Annotated in this window: 25 protein-coding genes and 1 pseudogene; 4 read left to right on the top strand and 22 right to left on the bottom strand. The window is 72.4% G+C overall.

Annotated features, from left to right (window positions below; genetic code table 11):
- Positions 1 to 27: 27 nt before the first annotated feature.
- The 4 genes from AB0F56_RS18510 to AB0F56_RS18495 all read right to left on the bottom strand — a co-directional run bounded on the left by AB0F56_RS18510 (position 28) and on the right by AB0F56_RS18495 (position 4,657).
- Complete coding sequence (locus AB0F56_RS18510) at positions 28 to 783, bottom strand: PIG-L deacetylase family protein (RefSeq protein WP_362010546.1); 756 nt, start codon at positions 781 to 783, stop codon at positions 28 to 30.
- Positions 784 to 802: 19 nt separating this feature from the next.
- Positions 803 to 1,702: an SIS domain-containing protein gene (locus AB0F56_RS18505; protein ID WP_362010543.1), complete on the bottom strand. Its 900-nt coding sequence runs from the start codon at positions 1,700 to 1,702 to the stop codon at positions 803 to 805.
- A 124-nt stretch (positions 1,703 to 1,826) separates the two neighbouring features.
- Positions 1,827 to 3,125, bottom strand: coding sequence for an alpha/beta fold hydrolase (locus AB0F56_RS18500; protein ID WP_362010540.1), 1,299 nt, complete (start codon positions 3,123 to 3,125; stop codon positions 1,827 to 1,829).
- Between the two features lie 74 nt (positions 3,126 to 3,199).
- Positions 3,200 to 4,657, bottom strand: a complete 1,458-nt coding sequence (locus AB0F56_RS18495; RefSeq protein WP_362010537.1) for a cellulase family glycosylhydrolase — start codon at positions 4,655 to 4,657, stop codon at positions 3,200 to 3,202.
- A 175-nt stretch (positions 4,658 to 4,832) separates the two neighbouring features.
- Here AB0F56_RS18495 and AB0F56_RS18490 point away from each other — a divergent pair, with 175 nt between their 5' ends.
- Complete coding sequence (locus AB0F56_RS18490) at positions 4,833 to 5,996, top strand: betaine/proline/choline family ABC transporter ATP-binding protein (protein ID WP_362010534.1); 1,164 nt, start codon at positions 4,833 to 4,835, stop codon at positions 5,994 to 5,996.
- Positions 5,997 to 6,055: 59 nt separating this feature from the next.
- On the opposite strand, the gene AB0F56_RS18485 is transcribed toward AB0F56_RS18490, so the two are convergent.
- The 4 genes from AB0F56_RS18485 to AB0F56_RS18470 form a co-directional block, all read right to left on the bottom strand.
- Positions 6,056 to 7,009 carry an ABC transporter substrate-binding protein gene (locus AB0F56_RS18485; protein ID WP_362010531.1) on the bottom strand — a complete coding sequence of 318 codons (954 nt, stop codon included), beginning with the start codon at positions 7,007 to 7,009 and terminating at the stop codon, positions 6,056 to 6,058.
- Positions 7,006 to 7,680 (bottom strand): ABC transporter permease, encoded by a 675-nt coding sequence (locus AB0F56_RS18480; RefSeq protein WP_362010528.1) that lies wholly within the window; start codon positions 7,678 to 7,680, stop codon positions 7,006 to 7,008. The genes AB0F56_RS18485 and AB0F56_RS18480 overlap by 4 nt, the downstream gene beginning before the upstream one ends.
- Complete coding sequence (locus tag AB0F56_RS18475) at positions 7,677 to 8,357, bottom strand: ABC transporter permease (protein ID WP_362010525.1); 681 nt, start codon at positions 8,355 to 8,357, stop codon at positions 7,677 to 7,679. Before AB0F56_RS18475 ends, AB0F56_RS18480 begins: the two co-directional genes overlap by 4 nt.
- A gap of 105 nt (positions 8,358 to 8,462) precedes the next feature.
- Entirely contained in the window at positions 8,463 to 8,702 is a 240-nt protein-coding gene (locus AB0F56_RS18470; RefSeq protein ID WP_362010522.1) for a DUF6381 family protein, read from the bottom strand.
- Positions 8,703 to 8,846: 144 nt separating this feature from the next.
- Between AB0F56_RS18470 and AB0F56_RS18465 the strand changes: the two are divergent.
- Positions 8,847 to 9,278 (top strand): annotated as a pseudogene (locus AB0F56_RS18465) (hypothetical protein); the annotation flags it as partial.
- Positions 9,279 to 9,291: 13 nt separating this feature from the next.
- Here the strand turns inward: AB0F56_RS18465 and AB0F56_RS18460 are convergent.
- The 13 genes from AB0F56_RS18460 to AB0F56_RS18400 form a co-directional block, all read right to left on the bottom strand.
- The gene (locus tag AB0F56_RS18460; RefSeq protein ID WP_362010520.1) at positions 9,292 to 9,675 is read right to left on the bottom strand and encodes a VOC family protein; all 384 of its coding nucleotides are present in this window, start codon (positions 9,673 to 9,675) and stop codon (positions 9,292 to 9,294) included.
- Positions 9,676 to 9,838: 163 nt separating this feature from the next.
- Positions 9,839 to 10,669 (bottom strand): ammonia-dependent NAD(+) synthetase, encoded by an 831-nt coding sequence (nadE, locus tag AB0F56_RS18455; protein ID WP_362010517.1) that lies wholly within the window; start codon positions 10,667 to 10,669, stop codon positions 9,839 to 9,841.
- A gap of 121 nt (positions 10,670 to 10,790) precedes the next feature.
- Entirely contained in the window at positions 10,791 to 11,753 is a 963-nt protein-coding gene (locus tag AB0F56_RS18450; protein ID WP_362010514.1) for an amino acid ABC transporter permease, read from the bottom strand.
- Positions 11,754 to 11,772: 19 nt separating this feature from the next.
- The gene (locus AB0F56_RS18445; protein WP_362010511.1) at positions 11,773 to 12,438 is read right to left on the bottom strand and encodes an amino acid ABC transporter permease; all 666 of its coding nucleotides are present in this window, start codon (positions 12,436 to 12,438) and stop codon (positions 11,773 to 11,775) included.
- A 10-nt stretch (positions 12,439 to 12,448) separates the two neighbouring features.
- The gene (locus AB0F56_RS18440) at positions 12,449 to 13,291 is read right to left on the bottom strand and encodes a glutamate ABC transporter substrate-binding protein (RefSeq protein ID WP_362010509.1); all 843 of its coding nucleotides are present in this window, start codon (positions 13,289 to 13,291) and stop codon (positions 12,449 to 12,451) included.
- Positions 13,292 to 13,411: 120 nt separating this feature from the next.
- Positions 13,412 to 14,152 (bottom strand): amino acid ABC transporter ATP-binding protein, encoded by a 741-nt coding sequence (locus tag AB0F56_RS18435; protein ID WP_362010506.1) that lies wholly within the window; start codon positions 14,150 to 14,152, stop codon positions 13,412 to 13,414.
- 104 nt (positions 14,153 to 14,256) lie between these two features.
- Complete coding sequence (aroQ, locus tag AB0F56_RS18430) at positions 14,257 to 14,718, bottom strand: type II 3-dehydroquinate dehydratase (protein ID WP_362010503.1); 462 nt, start codon at positions 14,716 to 14,718, stop codon at positions 14,257 to 14,259.
- 32 nt (positions 14,719 to 14,750) lie between these two features.
- A complete protein-coding gene (pcaD, locus tag AB0F56_RS18425) occupies positions 14,751 to 15,893 on the bottom strand; it encodes a 3-oxoadipate enol-lactonase (RefSeq protein WP_362010500.1) in 1,143 nt (380 codons plus the stop codon).
- Positions 15,890 to 17,230, bottom strand: coding sequence for a 3-carboxy-cis,cis-muconate cycloisomerase (pcaB, locus tag AB0F56_RS18420; RefSeq protein ID WP_362010497.1), 1,341 nt, complete (start codon positions 17,228 to 17,230; stop codon positions 15,890 to 15,892). The genes pcaD and pcaB overlap by 4 nt, the downstream gene beginning before the upstream one ends.
- On the bottom strand, positions 17,227 to 17,796 hold the full coding sequence (gene pcaG, locus AB0F56_RS18415) for a protocatechuate 3,4-dioxygenase subunit alpha (protein ID WP_362010495.1): 570 nt from the start codon (positions 17,794 to 17,796) through the stop codon (positions 17,227 to 17,229). Before pcaG ends, pcaB begins: the two co-directional genes overlap by 4 nt.
- 5 nt (positions 17,797 to 17,801) lie before the next feature.
- Positions 17,802 to 18,572, bottom strand: a complete 771-nt coding sequence (gene pcaH, locus AB0F56_RS18410) for a protocatechuate 3,4-dioxygenase subunit beta (protein ID WP_362010493.1) — start codon at positions 18,570 to 18,572, stop codon at positions 17,802 to 17,804.
- A 14-nt stretch (positions 18,573 to 18,586) separates the two neighbouring features.
- Entirely contained in the window at positions 18,587 to 19,279 is a 693-nt protein-coding gene (locus AB0F56_RS18405; RefSeq protein WP_362010490.1) for a CoA transferase subunit B, read from the bottom strand.
- Positions 19,276 to 20,028 (bottom strand): CoA transferase subunit A, encoded by a 753-nt coding sequence (locus AB0F56_RS18400; protein WP_362010487.1) that lies wholly within the window; start codon positions 20,026 to 20,028, stop codon positions 19,276 to 19,278. Before AB0F56_RS18400 ends, AB0F56_RS18405 begins: the two co-directional genes overlap by 4 nt.
- A gap of 146 nt (positions 20,029 to 20,174) precedes the next feature.
- Here AB0F56_RS18400 and AB0F56_RS18395 point away from each other — a divergent pair, with 146 nt between their 5' ends.
- Entirely contained in the window at positions 20,175 to 20,633 is a 459-nt protein-coding gene (locus AB0F56_RS18395) for a MarR family transcriptional regulator (RefSeq protein ID WP_362010484.1), read from the top strand.
- Positions 20,634 to 20,673: 40 nt separating this feature from the next.
- The gene (locus AB0F56_RS18390) at positions 20,674 to 21,015 is read left to right on the top strand and encodes a hypothetical protein (protein WP_362010482.1); all 342 of its coding nucleotides are present in this window, start codon (positions 20,674 to 20,676) and stop codon (positions 21,013 to 21,015) included.
- 23 nt (positions 21,016 to 21,038) lie between these two features.
- On the opposite strand, the gene AB0F56_RS18385 is transcribed toward AB0F56_RS18390, so the two are convergent.
- The gene (locus tag AB0F56_RS18385) at positions 21,039 to 22,688 is read right to left on the bottom strand and encodes an IclR family transcriptional regulator C-terminal domain-containing protein (protein WP_362010479.1); all 1,650 of its coding nucleotides are present in this window, start codon (positions 22,686 to 22,688) and stop codon (positions 21,039 to 21,041) included.
- Positions 22,689 to 22,805: the final 117 nt, after the last annotated feature.

Raw genomic sequence — 22,805 nt, 5'->3', positions numbered from 1 at the left:
GACAGCACCCACCTGGTGGAACGTCTCTCAGCGGGAGAACAGCTCGAAGGCGACCGTCGGGCGGTTGCCGTAGCGGGACGCGTAGCGCTGGTCGTTGGAGGCCTGGAAGGTGCGGACGTACTCCTCCGGGTCCTGGTCCGTGAGGGCCTCGATGTAGGCGCGGTGCGCGAGCAGGGAGTGGACGGCGCGTTCGGCGCCTGGCGTGGCGTCGACGGCGTGGGTGGGGGTGCTGGAGCCGGCGACGGCCACCCAGCGGACGCCGTTCCAGGGCTCCAGGCCGCGCTCGGTCAGTTCGGGGAAGATCCAGCGGTTGCCCGCGTCGCCCGCCGCGTCGAGCGTGGCGCGGCCGACGGCCACGTGGTCGGGGGTGTTCCAGAAGCCTCCGGCGCCCGGGCCCCAGGTGTCGCGGTGGTTGAGGGTGAGGACGAGTTCGGGGCGGTGGCGCCGGATCGCGCCCGCGATGTCGCGGCGCAGGCCGAGCCCGTACTCGATCACGCCGTCCCGGTGGTCGAGGAACTCCACCGTCGACACCCCGACCACCTCCGCGCTCGCCCGCTGCTCCTGCTCGCGCAGCGGGCCGCAGGTGGCGGGGTCGAGGGTGTCGATGCCGGCCTCGCCCCGGGTGGCGAGGACGTAGACGACCTCCTTGCCGGCGTCGGTCCAGCCCGCGATGGCGGCGGCGCAGCCGTACTCCAGGTCGTCCGGGTGGGCGACGACGGCGAGCGCGCGCTGCCAGTCGTCGGGCATGTCGGCCAGGTCCGTGGCGTTCGTGTCCTCGATCATGGGCGCAGGATACGACCACTCAACGCCCGAGCGCTCCGGAGAGGATCACCGAGCGCGAGGCGTGCCGGGGGCGGTCCGGGTTCAGTCCGCGCCGCGCGGCGAGCGTCACGGCGAGCCGCTGAGCCCGCACCAGGGCGGCCACCGGGTCGATCGCGTCGGCGGCGAACAGCGCCCCGGTGGCCTCCACTTCGTCCCGCAGCCCGGCCGGTTCGGGCCCGAGGCAGCACACGAGACTGGTGCGGTCGCTGATGACGATCGGCCCGTGCCGGTACTCCATCGCCGCGTACGACTCCGCCCAGGCGCGGGCCACCCCGCGCAGCTTGTGCGCGGCCTCGTCGGCGAGTCCGGCCGTCCAGCCCGCGCCGAGGAAGGTGAACTGGGCGCGCCGTTCCCAGACCGCCGGCAGCGGTTCGTAGAGGGCGAGTTCGGCGTCGGCGATCGACGGGCCGAGGTCCACGCCCAGGCCCGCACGCAGCAGTTGGAGGGCGGTCGTGGCGAACCGGGTCTGGGCGACGGAGCGTTCGTCGGCGTACCCGAGGCCGATGACCCGGTCCGCGTGGTGGGCGGCTCGGCTGTCGGGGACGGCGGTCAGGACGAGCGTCGGGATCCGGCCGGAGGCGCGGGCGAGCAGCGTCACCACCTCGGTGGTCGAGCCCGAGCGGGTGAGCGCGACGATCCGGTCGTAGGAGCGGCCGAGCGGGGTCTCGTCGGAGGCCGGGAAGGCGTCGGTCTCACCCGCGCCGAGGGACTCGCGCAGGGCGGCGTACGCGCGGGCCATGAAGTACGAGGTCCCGCAGCCGACGACGGCGACCCGCTCGCCCGGCCGGGGCAGCAGCCGGGCGTGGTCGGCGGCCGTGTCACCGGCCCTGCGCCAGCAGTCGGGCTGGGCAGCGATCTCGGCACTGACGTGGGTGGTCATGTCCGGGTCCTCTCCTCGGTGCGCTCCGAGGAGTTCTACCGGCCGCACCACGCACCCGCCAATGAGCAATCAGGCCGCACCGCTTGGACTTTTCCACGCGGACACGGCCGAGAGCCACGAATCCTCAGACCTCGCCCCTGGTCAGCGACAGCAGCCGGTCCAGGACGCGCGGGCCGCCCGCCCGTACGCCGTCGTGCTCGAACTCGTCCGTCACCCAGGTCCGCAGGCCCCGGATCGCGCGGGCGGTCTCCAGGGAGTGGGCGGTGTCGACGTACATGTCGTCGTGGTAGACGGCGGCGGCGACGGGCACCTCGTTGGCGGCGAGCCGCGCCGGGTCGTAGAGGGGCGCCCAGTCCGTCCGTTCGGCGAGCAGGTGGGCGGTCTCGCGCAGCGGGCGCAGCGCGGGGTCGGTCTCGAAGTGCCAGGGGTGCACGGTCTCGCCGGTGAACAGCAGCGGTCCGTCGCCGGCCAGGGTCTTCTCCGCGTCGAACTCGGGGAACTCCGCGCGGACCCGTTCCGCCGCCCAGGCGGTCGGCCCCTGTCCCTGGGCGTAGATGGCCTCGTGGAGTACGGCGTAGAGCGGGTGCCCGGCGTACGAGAGCTGGGCCTGGACGTTCTCCAGGAATGCGTCGGAGAGCGCGGGGCCCGCGGCGGTGGGGACGAAGGCGTCCTCCAGGAGCAGGTGCAGCTGGTGGGTGCCCTCGCCGCCGCCGAGCAGGATGCCGAGGGACTGGAAGGCCCGGGCGGTGAGGAGCCCGCCGTTCGGCAGGGCGGCTGGGCGCTCCAGGAGGTGGGCGGCGATCCGGCGGGCGCGGGCGACGTCCTGCGGGTAGCGGGCGTAGTGGGCCTCGACCTTGCGCCGGATCCGCGGGAAGGCGGCCCGGTAGACGTCGTCGGCGCTCGCGTGCAGGGAGGGCAGCCCGCCGGTGACGAGGACGGCGCTCAGGCCTTCGGGTGCGGCGGAGAGGTAGTGGGTGGCGCAGAAGCCGCCGAAGCTCTGGCCGAGGACGGTCCAGGGGGCGCCGCCGGTGAGGCGGCGGCGGATGGTCTCGCAGTCCTGGACGATCGCGTCGGCCCGGAAGTGCGCGAGGTAGTCGGCCTGCTGCCGGGGCGTGCCTCGCAGCGGGAGGGTCTGGCGGTTGGCGGGGGTGGAGTGGCCGGTGCCGCGCTGGTCGAGGAGGAGGACGCGGTACTCCTGGACGGCCCGGCCGAGCCAGGCCTGCGGCCCGATGAAGCGGCGGGCCCCGAAGCCGGGCCCGCCCTCCAGGTACACCAGCCACGGCAGGTCCTCGCCCGCCCGGCCGCCCGCGACGACCTCGCGGCCGTACACCTCGATCCGCTCGCCGTCGGGGACGGCGTGGTCGAGCGGAACGGTGAAGCGGTGGTCGGTGAGGACGAGGCCGGGCTGGCGGTAGCTGGTCAACGCTGCTCCTGTTCGATACGCCCCCGCCCGTCCAGTCCATCACAGGCGGCCGGGCGGGGGCGCACCGAGGGGTGTCAGGAGGTCGGGAAGTTGTCCGCCGACCTGATCCGGTCCCGGATCCAGACGCCGGCTTCCTTCAGGGACGAGGTGCCGGTCCAGGGGCCGTTGCTGTCGCAGGTGCCGGTCTTGAAGACCGCGCCCGAGCGGTGGTCGTCGGAGAAGTTCCAGTTGGTCCAGCTGATCTTCTTGTTCGCCATCAGGTCGATGTACTTCTGCGTCATCGCGAAGTCGTTCGCGCCCTCACCCGCGTAGTTCTGGGTGCCGAACTCGGTGACGAACATCGGGATGCGGTCGGCGGCCCGGGACAGGGCGTTCAGGTACTCCTCGCGGTGCGAGTACGCGTAGAAGTGGAAGGTGTACATGATGTTGGAGGCGTTGACCTGGTTGTTCACGACCTCGGTCTCGTTGGCGCCCTCCGAGACGCCGAGGGAGGACCAGGCGCGGGTGCCGACCAGGACCGGGGCGTTGCCGTCGATGTTCCGGATGACCGGGATGATCTGCTCGGCGTAGCTCTTCACCGTGGACCAGCTCACGCCGCTGGGCTCGTTGGCGATCTCGTAGAAGACGTTGTTCTTGTTCTTGTGCCGGCCCGCGATGTCCGTGAAGAACTTCTTGGCGTTGGCCAGGTTGGCGTTCGGGTCGCCCGGGTCGAGCATGTGCCAGTCGACGATCACGTACATGCCGCGCGCGGTGGCCTGGTCGATCAGGGTGCTGGCGAGGTTGGTGAACTTGGTCGGGTCGGTCTCCCAGCCGTCCTCCTGGACGTAGGTGGAGACGCGCAGGATGTCGGCCTTCCAGTCCGTGGCGAGGGCGTCGAGCGAGCCGTTGGTGAGGCACTGCGGGTACCACTGGGTGCCGTGGCTGGACATGCCGCGCAGCTGGATCGGCTTGCCGTACTGGTTGCAGAGTTTGGTGCCGCAGACCGACAGCTGGCCGTTGATCTCGACAGGGGTGCCGGTGACGGGCGGGGTGGTGGCGGTGTCGACCTTGATGTGGTCGACGTTCGGTCCGCCGTTGGCGGTGGTCGCGGTGGCCCGGACGGTGTTGGCGCCGGCCTTGAGGTTGGCCGTGAGGGTCGTGGTGGCCCAGGTGGTCCAGGCCCCGGTGCCGGCGAAGGACTTGCCGGCGGCGACGACGGTCCCGTTGACGGCGATGTCCATCGGCCGGTTGGTGGCGGTGCCGTTGGCGTAGCGGAGGGTCAGGGTCGCGGAGCCCGCCTGGGCGGCGTTGACGTTCCACTGGACGGAGCTGCCGGTGACGTTGTCGTAGTTGACGAAGCCGCTGCCGGTGAAGCCGGTGTGGTTGGACTCGACGACGCCCTGGGAGACGGTCGCGGTCTCCGCCTCGTGGGTGACGGGGGCCGCGACGGCCGCGGGTGGCGCGGTGGCCAGGCCGAGGAGGAGCGCGGCCGCGGCGGTGCCTGCGGCACCGAGGGAGCGCAGCCGGAGACGTGCTGATCGTGCCGAAGTCATGGGGACTCCCGGGACGGGGGGTATTGGAAGGAAACTTTCCTAACGAAAGATGAATAGCAGCCTCGCCGAGCCGCTCGCAAGGGTCATGACAAGGCCGGTACGGCGGGGCGTCCGGGCGGTCCCCGAGTGGCCCCGTCCCCGTGCGCCGGGCCCGTGCGGCTCCTAGCGTGGATCCATGATCCGGTTCGAGCAGGTCAGCAAGGTGTACCCGGACGGCACGTCCGCGGTCGACGGACTGAGCTTCGAGGTCGCCGAGGGCGAACTGGTCACTCTGGTCGGCCCGTCCGGCTGCGGCAAGACGACCACGATGATGATGGTCAACCGGCTCATCGAGCCCACCTCCGGCCGGATCCTGGTCGACGGGAAGGACATCGCCTCGGTCGACCCGGTCAAACTGCGCAGGGGCATCGGCTACGTCATCCAGCAGGTCGGGCTCTTCCCGCACCGGACGATCCTCGACAACACCGCGACCGTGCCCGCGCTGATCGGCTGGAAGAAGGCGAAGGCCCGGGCCCGCGCGGCCGAACTCCTCGACCTGGTCGGCCTCGACCCGAAGACGTACGGCTCCCGCTACCCCTCCCAGCTCTCCGGCGGACAGCGCCAGCGCGTCGGCGTGGCCCGCGCGCTCGCCGCCGACCCGCCCGTCCTCCTGATGGACGAGCCCTTCGGCGCGGTCGACCCCGTGGTCCGCGAGCACCTCCAGAACGAGTTCCTGAACCTCCAGGCCACCGTGCGCAAGACCGTCCTCCTGGTGACCCACGACATCGAGGAGGCCGTCCGGATGGGCGACCGTATCGCCGTGTACGGACAGGGCCGCATCGAGCAGTTCGACACCCCGGCGGCCGTGCTCGGCACGCCCGCCACGCCGTACGTCGCCCAGTTCGTCGGCGCCGACCGGGGGCTGAAGCGGCTCTCGGTGACCACGATCGAACCGGACGACCTGGAGCAGCCGCCGGTCGCCCGCCTCGACGAGCCGGCGGCGGACGCGGCGGCCCGGCTGCGCGCCGACGGGGGCCGCTGGGCGGTCGTGCTCGGCCCCGACGGCGACCTGCACGGCTGGGTGGCCGCCGACGCCCTCGCGCTCGCCGGCCAGGAGGGCACGGTCGGCGACCTGGCCCGCCGCATGGAGGCCTGGGTGCCGGTCGGCGCCCCGCTGAAGCACGCGTTCAGCGAGATGCTCCAGCACGACGCGGGCTGGGTCGCCGTCCTGGACGGGACGCGTTTCCTCGGCGTCCTCACCCCGGCCAAGCTCCACGAGGCGCTCCGCCGCTCGGTGGACGCGGACGCGCAGGGCGTGGCGCGGGACGAGGTGGACTTCGACTCGGTCGCGGACGCATGAGAGGCGTGGACGCGTGAGAAGGCGTGGACGCCTGAGCAGGCCTTCACGCGCACGCGAACCTAACCGGCCGGGATCAGCTTCTTCTCCTGGAGGTAGCTCCGCGCGACGTCCTCGGGGAGCCGGCGCCAGCTGTCCACCTGCTCGTTCATGGCGGCCAGGTCCGCCGTGGTCAGGACCGTGTTGAGGCGGTCGAGGGCCTTCGTCACGCCCTCGCTACCGGCGCGGGAGTGGTTGACGACCGGGACGATGTAGTCGGCGTTCTGGAGGTTCTTGTCGTCGGCGAGCAGCACCAGGCCGAACTCGTCGAGGGTGCCGTCGGTGCTCGTCGTCAGGACCATCTGGTCCTGCCCGCTCTGCACCGCCTGCTTGGCCGGTGTGGTGCCGACGCCCTTCGGGTCGACGCCGGTGATGTCGATCCCGTACGTCTCGCGCAGCCCCGGCGCGCAGTACGGCCGCTGGACGCACTCGTCGCCCGCCGCGAGCCGTACGGGCAGCTTCGCCGCGCCCAGGTCGCTCAGCGTCTTGAGCCCGTGCTCCTTGGCGTACGCGCCCGTGACGGCGAAGGCGTTCTGGTCGACGGCCCGGCCCGGGTCGAGGACCGTGAGCCCCCGGGGTGTGGCGAGCCCGCGCAGCGCGGCCATCGTGGTGGCGAGGTCGGGCGAGCCGACGGTCGGCGCGTCCGGCCCGTTGGCCTTGGCGTTCAGCCAGTCGGCGAAGGTGGCCGCGTACTCCGGTACGACGTCGATCTGACCGTTCTCCAGGGCCGGTTCGTAGATCTCGCGGTTGGTGACCGAGATGATCTTCGTGCTGTAGCCGGCCTGCTCCAGGAGCAGCGCGTACATCTGGGCCAGCAGGTCGCTCTCGGTGAAGCCCGCCGAGCCGATGGTGAGATGGCGGCTGTCGCCGGGCGATGCGGTGACCTCGCCCTGGTTCTCCAGGGAGGGGCCCGTGGCGCAGCCGGCGAGGACGAGCAGCGCAAGGCCGGCCGCGACCCTCACGAGCCACGCCCTCATCCCGCGGTCCCCCGCGCCCAGGCCGGGGCGAGCCGCTGGGCACCCTCGAAGACGCCCTCGACGAGCAGCGCGAAGAGGGCGACGAGCACGGCGCCCGCGACGACCTGCGGGGTGGAGGCGAGGTTGAACCCGGCCGTGATGATCCGGCCGAGTCCTCCGCCGCCCGCGAGCGCGGCGACGGTCGCGGTGGCCACGAGCTGCACGGCGGCGATCCGGACTCCGGTGAGGATCAGCGGCAGCGCGAGCGGCAGCTCCACCCCGACGAGCATCTGCCGGCCGGTCATCCCCATGCCCCGCGCGGCCCGGACGACATCGGCGTCGACCCCGCGCATCCCGACGTACGCGTTGGTGAGCAGCGGGGGGATCGCGAAGAGGGTGAGCGCGATGATCGTCGGCCAGTCCCCGTACGTGCCGATGGGGCTGAGCAGCAGCAGGACGAGGACGGCGAAGGTGGGCACGGCGCGGCCCACGTTGGAGAGGTTGACGGCGAGCGCCCCGCCCTTGCCGAGGTGGCCGAGGACGAGCGCGACCGGGAGCGCGATGGCGCAGCTCAGCGCCAGGCAGACGACGGTCAGGTAGAGGTGCTGGGCGAGCCGGTTCCAGACCCCGTTGTCGCCGGACCAGTTGGCGCCGGTGGTGAGCCAGTCCCAGGTGGCGGCGAGGGTGTTCACGCGGCCTGCCTGCGGGTCCAGGGGGTGAGCAGCCGCTGCAGACCGAGCAGGAGCAGGTCGGCGGCGATCGCGATGATCACGCAGAGGACGGAGGCGGTGAGGACCTGTGCCTTGAAGTAGGTGTTCATCCCGGCGTAGATGAGGTTGCCGAGGCCGCCGTAGCCGACGATCGCGCCGATGGTGACGAGGGAGACGGCGGAGACGGTGGCGATCCGCAGCCCGGCCATCGCGGCGGGGAGCGCGAGCGGCAGCTCGACGGTGAGCAGCATCCGGACGGGGCCGTAGCCGAGGCCGCGCGCGGCCTGCCGGGTCTCCTCGGGGACGGCGCGGAGACCGGCCAGGATGTTCCGTACGAGCAGGGTGAGCGAGTACAGCACGAGCCCCGCGATGACGATGGAGGCGCTGAGCCCGTAGACGGGCAGGAGCAGCGAGAACATCGCGAGGGACGGGATCGTGTAGAGGATCGTGGTGATCCCGAGGACCGGTCCCGCGGCCCAGCGCCGGCGGCGGGCGGCGACGGCGAGCGGGACGGCGAGGAGCAGTCCGAGGGCGACCGAGACGAAGGTCAGCTGGAGGTGCTGGAGGGTGGCGTCGCCGAGGATCTCGCTCCGGGAGGACAGATAGTCGCCGCAGATCCACTCGTTGCGCGCGAGGCAGTCGTCGGGAGGCGCGGTCATCCCCCCATTCCAGGCCGCGGCCTGGTACGGCGCACGCCGGGCCGGGCCGTTCGGGGCCTCGCCGGCGTCGCCGGGATGCCGTGCGGCCGGGCGCCGTTCGCGTACTCAGCCGGGGTAGCGCTCGTGGAGGTCGTCGGGCCAGGGTGCGTGCTCCTCGCGCAGCGCGCGTTCGCTGCGTTCCTTGAGGCGCTCGCCCTGCTCACGCAGCCGGTCCGCCTCCTCGGGGTCGGCGCTCCGCCGGGCCCGCTGGAGGAGGTTCTCGGCCTTGTCGCGCTGGTACTGGGCGTGGGCGTGCGCCGCCTCGCCTTCGCGACCCCTGCCGTCCCGTTCGCTGCCACTGTCCATGGCGCACCTCCTCGGCGGGCGGCTGCCCTCCGCACGGGGACGGAAACCCGGCCCGCGGGGTGAGGAAAGCCCGGCCCGCACGCCACCACCACATGGCACCAAGCACCCCTTGCCGTGGCGCCACAATGATGCCACTATGGCGCCATGGACCTGATGCCGTACGTCGAGAACCTCCGCCACGAGCTCGCGGTCGCCGCGGCCACCGGCGGCGAGGAGGCCGGTGCGCTCGCCGAGCGGCTCGCCGCGCCCATGGAGTCGGCCGCCCGGCTCACCCTGCTCAACGCCCTCTCCGCGGCCATGGACGAGGTCACCAGCGAGCTGGCGCCCGGATCGGTCGACGTACGGCTGCGGGGGAACGACCCGGAGTTCGTCGTGACCCCGCCGCCCTTCGCCCCCTCCGAGCTAAGGAAGCCGGCCCCCGTACCGGCTCCGCTCCCGGCCGACGGGGACGAGTCGGCCACGGCGCGCGTCAACTTCAGGCTTCCGGCCCACCTGAAGGCCCGGGCGGAGGAGGCCGCGGGACAGGAGGGTCTCTCGGTCAACGCCTGGCTGGTACGGGCCGTGGCCACCGCGCTCTGACCTGCGGGTCCTACTCCTTCAGGACGGCCAGCACGTTCCCGGCAGGGTCGGTGAACCAGGCGATGGAAGGGCCGTCCGGGCCCCGCACGATGCCCTTGGCGTCGTGCTCGAACTCGGCGTAGCGCTCGAAGGAGACACCCCGCTTCGCCAGCTCGTCGACGGCCACGTCGATGTCGTCCACGGGGAAGTTCAGGATCGTGAAGGACGCGGGCGTGTGGTTCTCCTTGGGGTACACGAAGACGCTCGCGCCGCTCCCCAGCTTGATCGTCAGCATCCGCATGTCCGCGTCACCGGTCTCCTCCACCTGGAGGCCGAGGGTGTCGCCGTAGAACTGACGGGCCCGGTCGAGATCGTCGACCGAGAAGCCGCTGAACGCCTTCGACTGTCCGAACATGCCGTTGTCTCCTTCGCGTGTGCCGTTCGGGAATTCCGAGGGCACACCCACTCGACCACCATCCGGACGCCCGACACACGCGCTCACGTCCGGATGGTCGCCGCCTGTCACTCGCAGGGAGCTCAGGGAGTTCCAGGAGCTCAGGGCCGCAAAGCCTCAGGCCTCAGGGAGCGATCGGCAGCCGGCGCTTGTGGTCGGTCAGCTCGTAGCGGCGCACGATCGAGGCGTACGCGGCCTCCCCGACCGGCTTGCCCTCCAGGAAGTCGTCGATCTCGTCGTACGTGACACCCAGCGCGTCCTCGTCGGGCTTGCCCGGGTCGAGGGTCTCCAGGTCGGCCGTCGGGGTCTTCCAGACCAGCTCGGCGGGGGCGCCGAGCGCGTCGGCGCAGGCCCGCACGCGGCGCTTGGTCAGGCCGGTCAGCGGGACGACGTCGGCGGCGCCGTCGCCGTACTTGGTGAAGAAGCCGGAGACCGCCTCCGCCGCGTGGTCCGTGCCGACGACCAGGCCGTCGTGGGCCCCCGCGACCGCGTACTGCGCGATCATGCGCTGCCGGGCCTTGATGTTGCCCTGGACGAAGTCCTGGTGGTGGGCGTCCCGGAAGGTCACCCCGCCGGCCAGGGAGGCCTCCAGGGCGGCGTCGCTCGACGCCTTGACGTCCACGGTCAGGACCCGGTCGGCGGCGATGAAGCCCAGGGCGAGCTGGGCGTCCTTCTCGTCGGCCTGGACGCCGTAGGGCAGCCGCATGGCGTAGAAGGTGGCGTCGTGACCGGCCGCCCTGGCCCGCTCCACGGCGAGCTGGCAGAGCCGGCCCGCGGTGGTGGAGTCCACGCCGCCGCTGATCCCGAGGACCAGGCTGCGCAGCCCCGTGGAGGTGAGGCGCTCGGTGAGGAAGGCCACCCGGCGTTCGATCTCGACCAGCGGGTCGAAGCTCGGGGACACCTCGAGTTCCTCGGCGATCTGCTGCTGCAGGGCGGTGGACGCCGCGTCGGTCACGTCAAGCTCCTCGGGGAGGGTCGGCGGTAAGGAAAGGCCGGTCGGAAGGCCAGGTCGACTCTATGCGGCCGGTCCCCCGACACCGAAACGCGGCCGCCGCGCGACAGCTCCGACCAGGGCCTCACTTCCCCGGGCTCGTCGGTCCCAGGTGCTCGCCCGGGCGGTTCAGGTCCTCCACCGCGTCGACGCCGACGACGGCGCCCGTCGACTTCCTGGCCCTCCGCAGCCTGCGCTCCAGCCAGCTCGCGAAAGTGGTGAGCGCGAAGTTGAGGATGACGAAGATGACGGCGACGACGGTGAAGCTCGCGATGGTGTTGGCGCCGTAGTTCGCGCTCATCGGGCGCACGGAGGCGAGGAGCTCGGAGAAGCCGAGCATCGCACCGCCGAGCGCGGTGTCCTTGACGATCACGACGAGCTGGCTGACGAGCGCCGGGAGCATCGCGGTGACCGACTGGGGCAGCAGGACGTACGTCATGGTCTGGCCCTTGCGCATGCCGATCGCCTTCGCGGCGTCGGTCTGGCCGCTGGGCAGCGAGAGGATCCCGGCCCTGAACACCTCGGCGAGGACCGAGGCGTTGTAGAGGACGAGGCCGGTGACGACCGCGTACAGGGGCCGGTTCTCGGGGCTGACGTCGGTGAACTCGGAGTACGCGGCGTTGGCGAAGAGCATCAGGATGAGGACGGGGATCGCGCGGAAGAACTCCACCACCGTCCCCGCGGTGCCCCGGATCCAGCGGTGGTCGGAGAGCCGGCCGATGCCGAGGATGGCGCCGAGGGGCAGCGCGATGACCATGGAGAGCGCCGCGGCGATCAGGGTGTTCTCCAGAGCCGGGAGGAGGTACGTCGTCCAGACCCGGGAGTCGGTGAAGAAGGGCTCCCACTTCTTCGCCTCCAGCTGGTCCTTGTCGGCGAGGGCCAGGAGGACCCACCAGATCACCGCGGCGACGGCGATCAGGAACAGCAGCGTGTAGAGCACGTTCCGGCGCTTCGCGCGCGGTCCCGGGACGTCGTAGAGGACGGTGGGCCGCTCCTTCGCCGCCTTCACCGCCGGCGCCTTCGCCGCTTTCACCGTCGGCTTCTTCATCGCTTCACCGCCACGGGCTTCATCGCTTCACCGCCACCTTCTTGCTCAGCCAGCCGAGGAAGAGCCCGGTGGGGAGCGTGAGGCAGATGAAGCCGACGGCGAAGATCGCCGAGATGAGGATCAGCTGGGCTTCGTTCTCGATCATCTCCCGCATGAGCAGGGCCGCCTCGGCGACGCCGATGGCGGCGGCGACGGTGGTGTTCTTGGTGAGGGCGATCAGGACGTTGGCCAGCGGTCCCACCACGGAGCGGAAGGCCTGCGGGAGCACGATGAGGCGCAGCACCTGCGGGAAGTTGAGCCCGATCGCGCGGGCGGCCTCGACCTGGCCGAGGGGGACGGTGTTGATGCCCGAGCGCAGCGCCTCGCAGACGAAGGCCGAGGTGTAGGCGATCAGTCCGAGGACGGCGAGCCGGAAGTTGATCGTGGTGAAGTCCTTGGCGCCCATGTTGACGCCGAGGGTCTGGAACAGGCCGAGCGAGGTGAAGACGATGATGACGGTCAGCGGGATGTTGCGGACGATGTTGACGTAGACGGTGCCGAAGCCCCGCATCAGGGGGACGGGGCTGACGCGCATGGCGGCCAGCAGCGTCCCCCAGATCAGGGAGCCGATCGCGGAGTAGACGGTGAGCTGCACCGTCACCCAGAACGCTCCCAGCAGGTCGTAGCCTTCGAGGAAGTCGAACACGGCGGCCCACTCACTTCACGACGACGCCGATCTCCGGTGCGGGTTCGTTCTGGTACTCCGCCGGGCCGAAGTTCTTCTTCACGGCCGCGTCCCACGATCCGTCGGCGACCATCTGCTCCAGGGCGTCGTTGATCTGCTCCTTCAGTTCGCTGCCCTTCTGCACGCCGATGCCGTAGTTCTCGTTGCTCATGTCGAAGCCGCCGAGCTTGAACTTGCCCTCGAACTCGGGCTGCGAGGCGTAGCCGGCGAGGATCGCGTCGTCGGTGGTCAGGGCGTCGATGACGCCGTTCTCGAGCCCGGTCAGACACTCCGAGTACCCGCCGTACTCCTGGAGCTGGGCCTGCGGAGCGATCTTGGTCTTGACGTTCTGCGCGGAGGTCGAGCCGGTGACCGAGCAGAGCTTCTTGTTGTTGAGGTCCTCGGGCTTGGTGATCGAGTTGTCGTCCGCGCGGATCAGGACGTCCTGGTGGGCCAGGAGGTACGGTCCGGCGAAGTCGACCTTCTGCGCCCGCTCGTCGTTGATCGAGTACGAGGCCGCGATGAAGTCGACGTCACCGCGCTGCAGCAGGGTCTCACGGTCGGCGCTCTTGGCCTCCTTCCACTCGATGTCGCCGGGATCGTGGCCCAGCTGCTTGGCGACGTAGGTCGCCACGTCGACGTCGAAGCCGGTGTACGTACCGTCCGGCGTCTTCAGGCCCACGCCGGGCTGATCGAACTTGATGCCGACGGTGATCTTCTCGTCACCGCTCCCGGAGCCGCTGCCTCCGTCGTCGCCGCAGGCGGCCAGGGAGAAGGAGAGGGCGAGCGCGGCGGCCGCGGCGACGCCGGCCTTGGTGAGCTTGCGAGGGTTCATGGGGTCACCCCTGGGGCTGCTGGGCGGTCGTGGGGCCGCCGCGGTCGGTGGTGCGTTCGGTTCTCCGGTGAGTGGTGCGAGATCGTCTCTCCGGTCAGTGGTGCGAAATCGTCTCTTCCATCAGTGGTGCAGGATCTTCGAGAGGAAGTCCTTGGCGCGGTCGCTGCTGGGGTTGCTGAAGAACTGCTCGGGGGTCGTCTCCTCCACGATCCGGCCGTCCGCCATGAAGACCACGCGGTTGGCGGCGGAGCGGGCGAATCCCATCTCGTGGGTCACGACGACCATGGTCATGCCGTCGCGGGCGAGCTGCTGCATGACCTCCAGGACCTCGTTGATCATCTCGGGGTCGAGAGCCGAGGTCGGCTCGTCGAAGAGCATCACCTTCGGGTCCATGGCCAGCGCCCGGGCGATCGCCACGCGCTGCTGCTGGCCGCCGGAGAGCTGGGCGGGGTACTTGTCGGCCTGGGTCGCCACCCCGACCCGGTCGAGCAGCTGGCGGGCCCGCTGCTCGGCGGTCTTCTTGTCCTTCTTGCGGACCTTGACCTGGCCGAGGGTGACGTTCTCGAGCACGGTCTTGTGCGCGAAGAGGTTGAAGGACTGGAACACCATGCCGACGTCGGCGCGGAGCGCGGCAAGCTCGCGGCCCTCGGCGGGCAGCGGCTTGCCGTCGATGACGATCTCGCCGGAGTCGATGGTCTCCAGCCGGTTGATGGCACGGCAGAGCGTCGACTTGCCGCCACCGGACGGGCCGATCACGACGACGACCTCGCCCCGGCCGACGGTCAGGTCGATGGACTGGAGCACGTGCAGCGCGCCGAAGTGCTTGTCGACGTTCTTCAGCACGACGAGCGCGTCGGGCATGGCAGCCTCCTGTCGCCGCCCCCGCGGCACCCTCCTCACGTTCATGCTCCGCCCTCGGAGGTTCCCCCGCACGCCGGACGCCCGGCGCGCGGGCGCCGGAGGGGTCATTCCGTGGTGGTCAGCCGGGCGAGGTGGGTCAGGGCGAGGGCGTAGCCGTGGGCGCCCGCTCCGCAGATCACGGCGTCGGCGACGCCGGAGACGTAGCTGTGGTGCCGGAACTCCTCGCGCTTGTGGATGTTCGACAGGTGCACCTCGACGACGGGCAGTCCGACGGCGGCGAGGGCGTCGCGCAGCGCGACGGAGGTGTGGCTGTAGCCGGCCGGGTTGATCACGATGCCCCGGTGGGCGGTGCGGGCCTCCTGGATGGCGTCGATGAGGACGCCCTCGTGGTTGGACTGCCGGAAGTCGACGCGGAGGCCGAGCCCCTCGCCGGTGTCATGGCAGAGCCGCTCGATCGTGTCGAGGGTGTCCGTGCCGTAGATCGCGGGCTCGCGCAGGCCCAGGAGGTTGAGATTGGGCCCGTTGAGGACGAGTACGGGGGTGGCGGCGCGGGCGGGGGTTCCCATGGGTGTGGCTCCTCTTGTACGAACTGGTGGGCTCAGTACACCGGATCCGCGAGGACGCGTTGTGCCACGGCGAAGGCCGCGTTGGCCGCGGGTACGCCGCAGTAGACGGCGGTCTGGAGGAGGACGGCCCCGATCTCCTCGGGCGTGAGGCCGTTCCGGCGGGCGGCACGGACGTGTATGGCCAGTTCGTCCAGGTGGCCGTGGGCCACGAGCGCGGTGAGGGTGACCATGCTCCGCTCGCGCCGGGACAGGGTGGGGTCGGTCCAGATCTCGCCCCAGGCGTAGCGGGAGATGAAGTCCTGGAAGAGGGCCGTGAAGGCCGTCTGACCGGCCTGGGCGCGGTCCACGTGGGCGTCGCCGAGGACCTCTCGGCGGACTTCCATGCCCCGCTTCCCCGCGGCGCCGTCGGTGAGGTGGCCGCGGAGCGCGGCGAGGACGGCCTCGGGGCGTTCGGCCGGTGCGAGGTGGGAGGCGCCGGGGATCTCGGTGAGCGCCGCGCCGGGGATCGCGTCCGCGATCTCCCGGGCGTGGGCGGGCGGGGTCGCCGGGTCCTCCCGTCCGGCGAGGACCAGCGTGGGCGCGGTGATCGTGGCGAGGCGGTCCCGCAGGTCGAAGGCGGCGAGCGCGTCGCAGCACGCGGCGTACGCCTCGGGGTCGGTGCGGCGGTGGTCGGCCACGAGCTCCGGCACGGTGAAGCCGGGGGTGAACCAGCGGGCGTGGGCGCCCGCCGCCAGCGCGTCGAGCCCGTCGCGGCGCACGGTCGCCGCGCGCTCCCGCCAGGGCGCGGAGCCGCCGAAGTGGGCGGAGGAGCAGACGACGGCCAGCCGTTCCACCCGGTCGGGGTGGTGGGCGGCGAGGTGCAGCCCGACAGCTCCGCCGAGCGAGACGCCCGCGTAGGAGAAGCGGTCGACGCCGAGCGCGTCGGCGAGGTCGAGAACGAGCCGGGCCAGGTCGGCGACGGTCGCCCCGGGGCCGATGAGCGAGGCCGGGGAGCCGCCGTGCCCGGGCAGGTCCCAGCGGACGACCCGGTGCGTGGCCGACAGCTCGGGGGCGACCGCGTCCCAGAGGGCGGCGGAGGTGCCGAGCGAGGGGCCGAGGATCAGGACGGGCGCGGTGCCCGGCCCTTCGGCGCGGTGGTGCAGCCCTGCGTGCGGGGGCGGGGTGGCGGTGGTCACGGTCGCTCCAGGGCGCGGTCGGTGAGGGCTCCGGCGGAGCCGGTGCAGCGGGTGGGGTCGGTCAGCTCGCGGAGGTCGATGTCCTTCAACTCGGTTACCTCGGCGAGCAGTTCGTCCAGCGGGCGCGCCTCCGCGCGGGCGCGCCAGGCGAGTTCGGTGAGGAGCTGCTTCGCGCGGGCGCGGCCGACGAGCGGGGCGAGGGCGGCGGAGAGCCGCTCGGAGACGATCAACCCGCCGGTCAGGTCGAGGTGGTGGCGCATCACGTCGGCATGGACCCGGAGCCCCTCGGCCAGTTCGGCGGCGTCCCGGGCGGCGCCGCCGACCAGCCGGAGGAGCTCGCGCAGCGGCTCCCACTCGGCATGCCAGGCCCCGGCGGGCCGTTCGTCCTCGGCGACCAGGGAGCCGTACAGCGTGGCGGCGAGGTGCGGGGCGCGGCGCGCGGCTGCGGCGACGAGCGCGGCGCGCACGGGGTTCGCCTTGTGCGGCATGGCGGAGGAACCGCCGCCCGCCCCTTCGGTGACCTCGCCGATCTCGGTGCGGGAGAGCGTGAGGACGTCGGCCGCGGTCTTGCCGAGCGCCCCGGCCGCGAGGGCGAGGGAACCCGCGAGGTCGGCGATCGGCGTACGCAGGGTGTGCCAGGGCAGTACGGGCGCGACGAGACCGGTCTCCCGCGCGTAGGCGGCCACGAGCCGCCCGGAGCCGCCCTCCGCACCGCCGCCGTACGCGTCGAAGGCGGCCAAGGTCCCGGCGGCGCCGCCGAGTTGGGCGGGCAGGGAGTCCCGTACCGTACGGATCCGGTCGCGCGCGTCGAGGGCGAGCGCGCGCCAGCCGGCCGCCTTGAGGCCGAAGGTGGTGGGCACGGCGTGCTGGGTCAGGGTGCGGCCGGGCATGACCGTGTCCCGGTGGGCGGCCGCGAGGGCGGCAAGTGCCCGCTCGGTACGGTCGAGGTCGCCCAGGATCAGGTCGAGCGTGCGCCGCGCGACCAGCATCGCCGCGGTGTCCAGGATGTCCTGGCTCGTCGCGCCCCGGTGGACGTACGCGCGCCACTCCCCCGGCACGGCGGCCATCAGGTCGGCGACGAGCGGGATGACGGGGTTGCCGCCGGCCCGGGCGCGCAGGGCGATGTCCCGCGCGTCGAAGCGGGCCGGGTCCGCCGCGGCCGTGACGGCCTCGGCCGCTTCGGCCGGCGCCTGCCCCACGGCGGCCTGGGCGCGCGTGAGGGCCGCCTCCGCGTCGAGCAGCGCCCGCAGGAACGCGGTGTCGCCGGTCGCGGCCTCGGCCGGGGAGCCCGCGCGCCCCGGGGCGAGGAGGCCGACGTCGGTGAGGTCGGAGCTCATGTGAACTCCAGGAAGACCGTCTCGCCCGCGCCCTGGAGCCGTATGTCGAAGCGGTACGTCCGGGGCGGCGCCGCCCGCTCGTCGGGCCTGGCCAGCAGCGTGGCCCGGCGCGCGGCCGGCAGCGCGTCGAGCAGCGGGTCGGCGCCGTCCCGCAGGTACGCGCGGGTGAAGAGGTGGTGGAGCAGCCCGCGCGCGAAGACGCAGACGCTGATGTACGGCAGGCCCGCGTTGCCCGGGGGCAGTGTGGTGAGCGCGTAGTGGCCGTCGGCGTCGGTGGGGACGCGCCCGAAGCCGGTGAAGTCGGTTGCGCTGCGCCCCAGATGGCCGCGGGTGACCGGGTCGCGGCGCAGCGATCCGGGCGCGCCCGTGAGGGAACCGTCGGGGGCGGCCTGCCAGAAGTCGAGGAGGGCGTCGGGGACCGGGGCGCCCTCGCCGTCGTACACATGGCCGTGCAGGACGATCCGGTCCGGGTGGCCCTCGGGCGCGATCCGGTCGCCGTCGGGGAAGGGCAGGGCGTAGCCGTAGAACGGGCCGACGGTGTGGGAGGGGGTCGGGAGCGGCGTCATGGCGGTCAGCGTCCTTCCTCTATCCAGGTGGCGGAGGGCCCGTCGAGGACGATGTCCCAGGCGTAGCCGAGGGAGAACTCGGGCCGGGACAGGGCGTGTTCGTAACGGGCGACGAGCCGTTCGCGGGCCGCCGGGTCGGTGACCGAGCGGAGGATCGGGTCGTGGGCGAAGAGCGGGTCGCCCGGGAAGTACATCTGCGTCACGAGCCGTTGGGTGAAGGCCGTGCCGAAGACGGAGAAGTGGATGTGGGCCGGGCGCCAGGCGTTGGTGTGGTTGCGCCACGGGTAGGCGCCGGGCTTGACGGTGGTGAAGGTGTAGCGGCCGTCGTCGTCGGTGAGGGTGCGGCCGACTCCTGTGAAGTTCGGGTCGAGCGGAGCCGGGTGCTGGTCGCGCAGATGGGCGTACCGGCCGGAGGCGTTGGCCTGCCACACCTCGACGAGCTGGCCGCGCACCGGGCGGCCGGCGCGGTCGAGCAGCCGTCCCGAGACGGTGATGCGCTCGCCGAGGGGCTCGCCCGCGTGCTGCCGGGTGAGGTCGTTGTCGATCTCGGTGACGTCGGTGGGGCCGAAGACGGGTCCGGCGAGTTCCACCGCCTCCGGGTCGCCGCCGTTGACGGCCACGAGCGGTTGCCGGGGGTGGCGGAGCAGCGAGCTGCGGTACGGGGCGTAGTCGCGGGCCGGGTGGCTGCGGGGCGCCGCCCCGGCGGCCAGCTCCTTGTCGTACGCGGCCTGGTGCCGGCCGATCTCGATGTCGATGTCCGACTGGGTGAGGGCCATGGGGGCTCCGGGGGTCAGTGGGCGGGGGCGTCGAGCGGGCGGCCTTCAGGAGCCCTGAGCCCGGGGGCGAGGCGGACCGGCGCGGCCGTCCTGGCGAGGACGTCGGCGGGGTCGACGCCGGGGGCGGTCTCGGTGAGCACGAGGCCGTCGTCGGTGACGTCGAGAACGGCGAGGTCGGTGACGATCCGGTCGACGCAAGCCCGGCCGGTCAGCGGCAGGGTGCACTCGTCGACGATCTTCGGGGTGCCGTCCTTGGCGGTGTGGGTCATGACGACGATGACGGTCCTGGCGCCGTGGACGAGGTCCATGGCGCCGCCGATGCCGGTGACGAGCTTGCCCGGAACGGCCCAGTTGGCGAGGTCGCCGCGGGCGGAGACCTGCATGGCGCCGAGGACGGCGACGTCGATGTGGCCGCCGCGGATCATCCCGAAGGAGAGCGCGGAGTCGAAGAAGGAGGCTCCCGGCACGACGGTGACGGTCTCCTTGCCGGCGTTGATGAGGTCGGGGTCGACCTCGTCCTCGCCGGGGAACGGGCCGGTGCCGAGGATGCCGTTCTCGGATTCGAGGACCACCTCGACCCCTTCGGGGAGGTGGTTGGGGATCAGCGTCGGAAGTCCGATGCCCAGGTTCACGTACTGACCGTCCGTCAGCTCGCGTGCGGCGCGGGCGGCCATCTGCTCGCGGGTCCAGCCCGTCACCGCCCTCATCGCGTGGTCCTCTTCTCTATCCGCTTGTGCGCGGCCTGTTCGGGCGTCAGGGCCACGACCCGCTGGACGAAGACCCCGGGGAGGTGGACGGCGTCGGGGTCGATGTCGCCGGGTTCCACCAGCTCCTCGACCTCGGCGATCGTGATCTTCCCGGCCATCGCCGCCAAGGGGTTGAAGTTCCGGGCGGCCTTGTTGAAGACCAGGTTCCCGTGGCGGTCGCCGCGCGCGGCGCGGACGAGGGCGAAGTCGGTACGGATGCCGTGCTCCAAAACGTACGCGCGTCCGTCGAACTCCCGCACCTCCTTGGGCGGCGAGGCCAGGGCGACGCCTCCGTCGCCGTCGTAGCGCCAGGGCAGTCCGCCGTCGGCGACCTGGGTGCCGACGCCGGCCGGGGTGTAAAAGGCGGGGATGCCGCAGCCCCCGGCCCGCAGCCGTTCGGCGAGCGTCCCCTGCGGGATGAGCTCGACCTCCAGCTCGCCGGCCAGATACTGCCGGGCGAACTCCTTGTTGGCGCCGATGTACGAGCCGGTGACGCGCGCGATCCGCCCGGCGGCGAGCAGAACGGCGAGGCCGGTGTCCAGCGCGCCGCAGTTTTTCGACACGACCCGCAGGCCGCCGACGCCACGCCGGTGGATCGCGTCGATCAGGACGTTCGGCACACCGCTGAGGCCGAAGCCGCCCACGGCGAGCGACACCCCGTCCCCGACGTCGGCCACCGCCTCGGCGGCGCCGGCGACCACTTTGTCCATGGCCAGCCTCCCATTTAGTCAGTGCACTGAGTATCTGGTGAGGGTCCGGTGAGCGTCAAGAGCGCGCGGGCGCGGGCCAGGGCGGCCGGAGTGAGCGCGTATCGTTCCGTACACCGACGAATGCGACCGGACACAGGAGGCCGACGATGACCGCGGTGGATCTCACCACCCATCCCGGGCACCTGGCCCGGCGGCTCCAGCAGGCGCACCACCTGCTCTGGACCACGATGGTCTCGGAAGAGATCACCTCCCCGCAGTTCGGTGTCCTGAACGCCCTGACGGCCGAACCCGGCCTCGACCAGCGGACGGTGGGCGAGCGCGTGGGCCTCGACCGCTCCACCATCGCCGAAGTCGTCAGTCGGCTGACCCGCCGGGGGCTGCTCGACAAGGTGCGGGATCCCGAGGACGGCCGCCGCTTTCTCCTGCGGCTGACCGAGGACGGCGAACGGACGCACCGCAAGCTGACGGTACGGACGGCACGGATGAACCAGGTGTTCCTCGCCCCGCTCTCCGCCGAGGAACAGGCTCAGTTCATGAGCCTGCTGCTGCGCGTGTCGGACGCGGCGGAGCGCCTTCGCGACCCTGCGGAGCCGGTCGCGTCCTGAGCCACGCCGGTCGGGGGCAGGGCTCTGGGAGACTTCCGGCATGGCACACGATGACGCGACAGCGGTGACGATGGCCTCTCTCTTCGATCCGGAGCCGGAGAGGTGGGGCCTGCGGGGCGACCCCCATGTCTGGCGGGCCCTTCGCGACCGGCTGTCTGGTACGGACGTACCGCCTACGCTCGGCGAAGCGGTCGAACTCCTGCGGGTGACGTTCAGCGAGCTCGTCGGGGTCGACCTCGCCGGGGACCCGGCGTCGTCCGTGTACCGGGAGTCGTTCGCCCACGGCGGCATGTCCAGCGGCATGGTCTCGCTCGACACCTGGCGAGAGAGCCTGATGCCTCTGCTCGCGTCGCGTGTGCGGACGCTGATGACGTCCTCCTGATCACAGCCGGTCCTCGGCGGCGCTCACGTCTCCGACACACGGGCGAAGCGCCCCGCCGTGCGCAGGTCGTCCTCGATGCGGGCGACCGCCGCGCGCAGCTCGGGCAGGACCTCCCCGACGCACTCCTCGACGGTACGGCGGCTGCTGTGCATGGCCACGTTGACGGCGGCCACGACGGCCCCCGTCCGGTCGCGCACGGGCGCGGCGATCGAGCGGAGCCCCTGCTCCAGCTCCTCGTCGACGAGGGCGTACCCCTGCTCCCGTACCCGCTCCAGTACGGCGGCGAGTTCCGGGCCCGAGGTGACGGTGTGCGGGGTGAGGGCGCGCGGCTCGATGTCCGCGAGCCAGGCGGCGCGGCTCTCGGGCGGGAGGTCGGCGAGCATGACGCGGCCGAGCGAGGTGGCGTGCGCGGGGAAGCGGGTGCCGACGGTGATGTGGACGCTCATGATCCGGCGGGTGGCGACCCGGGCGGTGTAGCGGACGTCGTGCCCGGCGAGGACCGCGAGGGACGCGGAGTCGTGGACGCGCCGGGAGAGTTCGGCCAGGTGTGGCGCGGCGATCTGCGGGAGCGGCAGCCGGGAGAGGTACGGGAAGCCGAGCGCGAGCACCTGGGGGGTGAGCCGGAAGAGCCGCCCCTCGGCGGTGACGTACCCGAGGTGCTCCAGGGTGATCAGCGCCCGCCGCGCGGTGGCCCGCGCGAGCCCGGTGGCCTCGGCGACGGCGCTCAGGGGCAGTGCGGCCCGGCCCTCCCCGAACGCGGTGAGAACGGTCAGTCCGCGGGCGAGCGACTCGACGAAGCCCCGGCCGAGCTCCTGCTTCGAGGCGTGGGTCCAGTCGGCGAGGCCGACGGCGGGGTACGTACGCGGGGTCTCGGGCGCCTCGCGCGCCAGCAGCTTCTCCCACTCCGCGGTCGCGGCGCGCAGGCGCGGCAGAAGCGCCTCGCGGAGGGAGTCGGCGGTGTGCCGGCTGGTGTGGCTGACCACGCTCGCCACACAGGCGACGGCGCCGTCGGCGTCCCGTACGGGGAGGGCGAGGGCGACCAGGCCGGGTTCGATGAGCTGGTCGTCCAGGGCCCAGCCGCGCTCGGCGGCCCGGGCCACGCGCGCGGCGAACTCCGCCTCGTCCGGCCGGGCTCCGACAGGCACTGCGGGGAACCCGGTGTCGTGCGGGTCGGCGGCCCGGCGGGCCCGCCGGCGCTCCCACTCCGCCGCCGTCCAGTCGGCGGCGAACAGCGCGCCCGGAGCGGTCCGTTCGGCCGGGAGCGGATCGCCGATCCGGAAGCTGAGGGACATCGCGCGCCGCCGGGTCGCCTGGTGGACGAAGCGGATGCCGTCGCCGTCGGCGACCGCGAGGGACACCGATTCGTCCAGCTCGTCGGCGAGCGCGTCTGCGGGCCCGCCGAGAACCCCGGGAATCCCGAGGGCGCCCAGATAGGCGTTGCCCAGCTCCATCAGGCGCGGGGCGAGGAAGACGTCACGGCCGTCGAGGCGTACGTACCCCATGCGGGCGAGCGTGCCCGTGATCCGGTCGACGGTGGACCGGGCCAGGCCGGTGGTGCGCTCCAGCTCGCTCAGGCTGAGGACCCCGTCGGCGTCGGTGAGCCGGCGCAGCAGCATGAGCCCGCGCATCAGCGGCGCGACGGCCTCGGGCGGCGCGTTCTCGATCGATGACATGGACGCTCCCTGACGGATGGGATCCGACGGTCGTCGCCGCCGCGTCTCGCCGACGGAACCACCGTTGACAGCCCGGCACGGCGGGCGCAGACTCACCCCACTCTGAGGTGAAGTTTT

The sequence above is a fragment of the Streptomyces sp. NPDC026092 genome, assembly GCF_040638605.1.
Lineage (GTDB): Bacteria > Actinomycetota > Actinomycetes > Streptomycetales > Streptomycetaceae > Streptomyces.
Note: the sequence above shows the minus strand (reverse complement) of the source record. Positions and strands in the feature narration are given on the sequence as shown.